Source organism: Endozoicomonas sp., from assembly GCF_031844845.1.
Taxonomy (GTDB): domain Bacteria; phylum Pseudomonadota; class Gammaproteobacteria; order Pseudomonadales; family Endozoicomonadaceae; genus Endozoicomonas.
Map to the genome: position 1 here is coordinate 1 of NZ_JAVRMB020000079.1, position 5,164 is coordinate 5,164.

Here is a 5,164-nt window from a genome sequence, read left to right on the forward strand (position 1 = left end):
CCTCTGGCCCTGATGGAATCTGCTCACTCCCACCTCATCAGGTCTTCGGCCTCTACGGGCCCTGACCCCGGTCAGGTTTAAGGGAATGCAGGTCTTACCTTTTACGCCATCATTTGAACTTTATCCACGCAACTCGTTGCACTCTTTTTTTACGAGAGTACACTGATTAACCGCTTTTGCTTTTCTTATCTAACGACAAATGTTTAATTAATTGATATTTGTAGTGCTCATGCAGCCGCCTTATACGGCTCTTTCTTGGTTAACACGGCCCAGGCAATACGGGCATTTTTATTGGCTACAGCTACTGCCGTCGTGTTTATCCGCCACTGGCTTATTATGCCGTGAGTCAGTTGTTGCCTTGAATCTACGCTTCGTTTTACAAGCCAGTTCTTCCTCTTTCATAAGTCGGTTAATTCTCTGGCGACAAACATTCTTTCCCATATCAGCCAAGTCGTCTTTGATACGACGTTCGCCATAAGTTTTACGACTTTTCTCGTGTATAACTCTGATTTCTGCCTTTATGCCCTCGGGTATTCAATGCCTGGTCTTCCTGAGATCGCTTGGATTCAGGCCGAGAGAGCCATTCATAATAGCCAGTGCTGGATACGGACATAACCCTGCACATAGCTGCGATGCTGAAGCTCTCCACGTAATCTCTGATGAATTTGAATCTCAGAGACTTTCTCGCGCAAAGAATACCCCCAGGGCATAAAGGCTGCCGCCTTTTTAAACCTGAGGGTGCTCAGGATCAGGCTGGTGTCTGATCGGTATTTGAATAACGGTTCTTGAAAATAAAATAAAGTCCGCTGCCCAGTAGCAGGTTACCGAGACCAATCAGGTAGCGGAACAGATCCAGCCTGAGATAGCCTGCCAGAGTTCCTTCTGTGCCAATGATCAGGACTCCGGTGAAATAACTGGCGATGGAACCAATAATTAACCATCGGGGGCCGGGTTCTAATGAGGAACGAATCAGCAGATACAGGGCAAATAAAAGTAATAATGCCATCTGTATATCCCGATATATGATATCCACCCCATACCAGCGACACACTTCATAGGCAAGGCAAACGCCCAGTATCAGCCTGCCCCAGGCGGCACGGCTCCAGCTGCTGACGGTTACACCAAGACAGGTGGCAATCCCGGTGAGCGGTGGAGCAAGAAACATGGCGGCATTGGCCAGCATCTCATGAGGTTCGGTCCAGACACTGGAAATGCCATAACGCAGGCTGCCAGTAATGGATGCCAGTGCCATTAACAGAAAGCCCATGAGCGCAGCGGTGGCCGATAGGCGATGGACGTCAGAAAACGCCTTTTTCTGAGCCATCAGAAAAACGGAGAATAGACAGGAAAATGCCAGTACAGCATCAGAAATGGCCAGGGAACTCATTGTTTGCAAGGCAGTGTAACCATTGAACTAAGTGGTAAGAATGTTAAAAGACCGTGGTCCGTGGGCCGTGATCCGTAGTCCGAAAGAGCGGGCGTTACATGCGCTTTTTCGGACAACGGACTACGGATAGCGGACTACGGTTTCTTAATCTAGTTGGGCAAATGCTTTTTCTGCGGCCTTGAGTGTGGCATCCAGTTCTGCCTGACCGTGGGCTATGGACATGAATCCTGCCTCAAATGCTGAGGGCGCCAGATACACGCCATTATCCAGCATGCCATGGAAAAATTTAGCATAGCGATCAGTATCACAGGCCATAACTTTGGAAAAGCAGTCCACATCGCCTTGATCGGTGAAGAATAGACCAAACATGCCGCCTACCTGGGAGGTGGTAAAAGGTATGCCTGCTACCTCGGCTTTTTCCTGTAAACCTTTCAACAGTGCCGCGGTCTTTTCAGTGAGTGCTCCGTGGAAACCATGAGTTGAGAGGTTTTCCAGGGTTGCCAGACCCGCAGCCATTGCCAGAGGGTTCCCGGACAGTGTTCCAGCCTGATACACAGGCCCCAGTGGTGCAAGGTGTTCCATAATGTCTCTGCGTCCGCCAAAGGCGCCCACGGGCAGACCACCGCCAATAATTTTACCCAGTGTTGTCAGGTCAGGCTTCACATCGTAATACGCCTGGGCACCGCCAAGGGCAACACGGAAACCCGTCATCACTTCATCAAATATAAGTATTGTGTCGTGTTTATCGCAAAGTGTTCGCAGCCCTTCCAGAAAGCCGGGTGCGGGTGGAATGCAGTTCATGTTGCCAGCAACGGGCTCAATGATAATGCAGGCAATCTCATCACCGATCTGCTTAAAGGTCTCTTCAGCCTCGACAAGATTGTTGTAGGTCAGGGTGATGGTTTTTTCCGCAAGGACAGCAGGTACGCCCGGAGAGTTGGGCACACCCAGAGTCAGGGCTCCGGAACCGGCCTTTACCAGCAGGGAGTCAGAGTGGCCATGGTAGCAGCCTTCGAATTTGACAATAAGGTCACGGCCGGTAAAACCACGGGCCAGACGAATGGCGCTCATGGTGGCTTCGGTACCGGAGTTGACCATGCGCAGAAGCTCCATGGACGGCACCAGCTCACGCACCATTTTAGCCAGTCGGGTTTCCAGCTCGGTAGGCGCACCAAAACTCAAACCTGCCAGTGCCTGATCCCGCACAGCGGCGATGACATCGGGATGGTTATGTCCAAGAATCATGGGGCCCCAGGAACCGATGTAATCAATATATTCCTTGCCATCCACATCATAGAGATGCGCGCCCCGGGCTTTTTTGAAAAAGATGGGCTTACCGCCAACACCTTTAAAAGCTCGAACCGGAGAGTTTACCCCTCCGGGAATGACCGTCTGGGCATCTGCAAAAAGTTCTTCAGAACGAGACATGGTGGCAATTCCTTAATGTATGCTGTGCAGATTAAACTCGAGTTTATTTTGCGATTTCGAATGAGTTTTATACGGCTTTACGGCTGTTGTTGTGCTCAGGGCTGTTGTTGTGCTCAGGGCTGTTGTCGTTGAACAGTGCCATAAAACTCTCGGACCGTTCCCGAATGTTCTGTGCCGCAAACAGGTTGTTGACGACAGCTACCATATTTGCACCGGCAGTAATTACATCGGAAGCATTTTCCATCGTGATACCACCAATGGCGACGATGGGAAGATCAAACATTTGCCGGGCTTCTGAGAGAATGGACAGATCTGCATTTTTTGCATCTGGCTTGGTGCGGGAAGGGAAGAATTTACCAAAGGCAATGTAATTGGCACCCTGCTCTACGGCTGCCTTTGCCTTTTCCAGGGAGTTTTCACAGCTGATACCGATCATGGCGTAATCACCCAGCCGCTCTCTGGCAGAGGCAAGGTTTTCATCCTGCTGGCCGAGGTGGACACCGTCTGCTTCTACATCCATAGCCAGTTCAATATCATCATTGATAATCAGCATGGCCTGGTAGTGATGGCAGAGGACTTTCAGGGCGCCAGCCTGTCGTAGCCTTTTGCCATTATCCAGACTTTTATCACGGTACTGAAGTATCTTCATACCGCCCATCAAAGCCTGCTCTACCGTTTCGATCAGAATTCTGTCATCGGGTTGCAGCTGACTATCGGTAACACCGTACAGGCCGTGAAATCTATGCATGGTCTATACCCACCATTAAATAATCGGCAGAGTATACCAGTTTATTGTCCCTGTCTTTAAGGGACGTTTATTATTAACCATGAGACCAGCTTCTTATCATACTGAGAGAGAACCCGGAGTACGTTCTCTAGCACACGTCCTGATTCCCCTGTAAAGCGGCAGCCACTTTCTTTTCTTCTGCTGCCGTTTCTTCTGATGCCGTTTCTTCAACTGTTTCCGGAGCTGTTTCCCCAACTGCACAGAGAATACCTGCAACGGTATTACCAACCACATTGGTGACGGTACAGCCAGCATCGGTAATCCGGTCGGTGGCGAGAACAATGGCCATGGCTTCAACAGGAAGACCCATGGAGTGCAGCAGTACACCGGTAGAGACAGCGGCACCGCCAGGTATACCTCCGGTAGCGACAGCCAGAAGAAACGTAGTGAAGCTCATCATGACGAGTTCCATCAAGGTCAGATCCACATGCCAGGCATTGGCAACAAAAATAGCCGCAACCGTCATGTAAATAGCAGAGCCAGACATATTGATTGTGGCTCCCAGGGGAACGGTGAAACCGGCAATATGCTCAGGGACTTTGAATTTTTCGATCAGTGTCTGGTAAGTAATAGGAATAGAGGCATTGGAGCTGGCGGTCGAGAGAGCAAACATCACCTGTTCACGGGTATGGCGGATAAACACCATAGGGGAACGCTTGATCACCAGCCCGATAAATACTGGATAAATGACAAATAACCACAGGCTCATGATAAACAGGCAGGTTAAAACATAGGAAAATACACTTAAGATGCTGCTGCCGTTTAATGTGGCGGCCAGTTTGGCGGTCAGGAAAAATACACCATAGGGAGCGACGCTCATGACGATGCCAATCAGCTTCATCATGACACTGTTCGCCAGGGAAAAAACATTACTGACGCTGTGAGTTTCATGGTTTTCCAGTTTCTTTATGGCAATACCGGTAATGATGGCGATAAAGAGGATCTGCAGGATGTTGCCTTCTACCACCGCCTGAAAAGGGTTCACCGGCACGACATCAATAATCATGCTCAACAGTGAAGGGAGTTCAGACTGACCAGATCGAACCAGTTGGTCAACGTGGCCGAGATTGGCACCGGTGCCAGGGGCAATCAACAACGTGATAACAATGGCAGAGATGAGGGCAAGCACTGTGTTGCCAATAAAAATACCAAAGGTTTTAACGCCAAGTCGGCCCACCTGGGTAATGTCCTTCAGGCTACAGACCGCGTGGACAATGGAGACAAAAATCAGGGGGACAACCAGCATTTTTATCATTGCCACGAACATCACGCCGACGGCGTGAAAGAGGCCATTGACCAGGTATTCCTGAAGGATACCGTCTGGTGAAGCAACCAGCTGGATTGTGATACCAGCGACCATGCCCAGTATCAGGGCGACCAGAATCTGAGGGGCTAAATTTTTCTGCATCATACACTCTCCACTCATAATAGGTAAAAGTGAAACGGCTCCTGACCAATGCCCCCCAATACATACTTTGAACGTTTTATCAGGAACAAGTTCCCGAAGAAGCATTAATTTTGGTGCTTTCTGATGCTAACTCATTATTTTAGAAGATATTTGC

5 protein-coding genes are annotated in these 5,164 nt (G+C 49.5%); all 5 read right to left on the minus strand.

Features of this window, described 5'->3' with window-relative positions; genetic code table 11:
• Positions 1-288: 288 nt before the first annotated feature.
• Entirely contained in the window at positions 289-534 is a 246-nt protein-coding gene (locus RM811_RS03595; protein WP_402520852.1) for an IS3 family transposase, read from the minus strand.
• A gap of 214 nt (positions 535-748) precedes the next feature.
• Positions 749-1,396: a hypothetical protein gene (locus tag RM811_RS03600; protein WP_402520844.1), complete on the minus strand. Its 648-nt coding sequence runs from the start codon at positions 1,394-1,396 to the stop codon at positions 749-751.
• Positions 1,397-1,531: 135 nt separating this feature from the next.
• Positions 1,532-2,815 carry a glutamate-1-semialdehyde 2,1-aminomutase gene (gene hemL, locus RM811_RS03605; RefSeq protein ID WP_402520846.1) on the minus strand — a complete coding sequence of 428 codons (1,284 nt, stop codon included), beginning with the start codon at positions 2,813-2,815 and terminating at the stop codon, positions 1,532-1,534.
• A 67-nt stretch (positions 2,816-2,882) separates the two neighbouring features.
• Positions 2,883-3,563 carry a thiamine phosphate synthase gene (thiE, locus tag RM811_RS03610; RefSeq protein WP_402520848.1) on the minus strand — a complete coding sequence of 227 codons (681 nt, stop codon included), beginning with the start codon at positions 3,561-3,563 and terminating at the stop codon, positions 2,883-2,885.
• A gap of 127 nt (positions 3,564-3,690) precedes the next feature.
• The gene (locus tag RM811_RS03615; protein ID WP_402520850.1) at positions 3,691-5,013 is read right to left on the minus strand and encodes a dicarboxylate/amino acid:cation symporter; all 1,323 of its coding nucleotides are present in this window, start codon (positions 5,011-5,013) and stop codon (positions 3,691-3,693) included.
• Between the last annotated feature and the right edge of the window lie 151 nt (positions 5,014-5,164).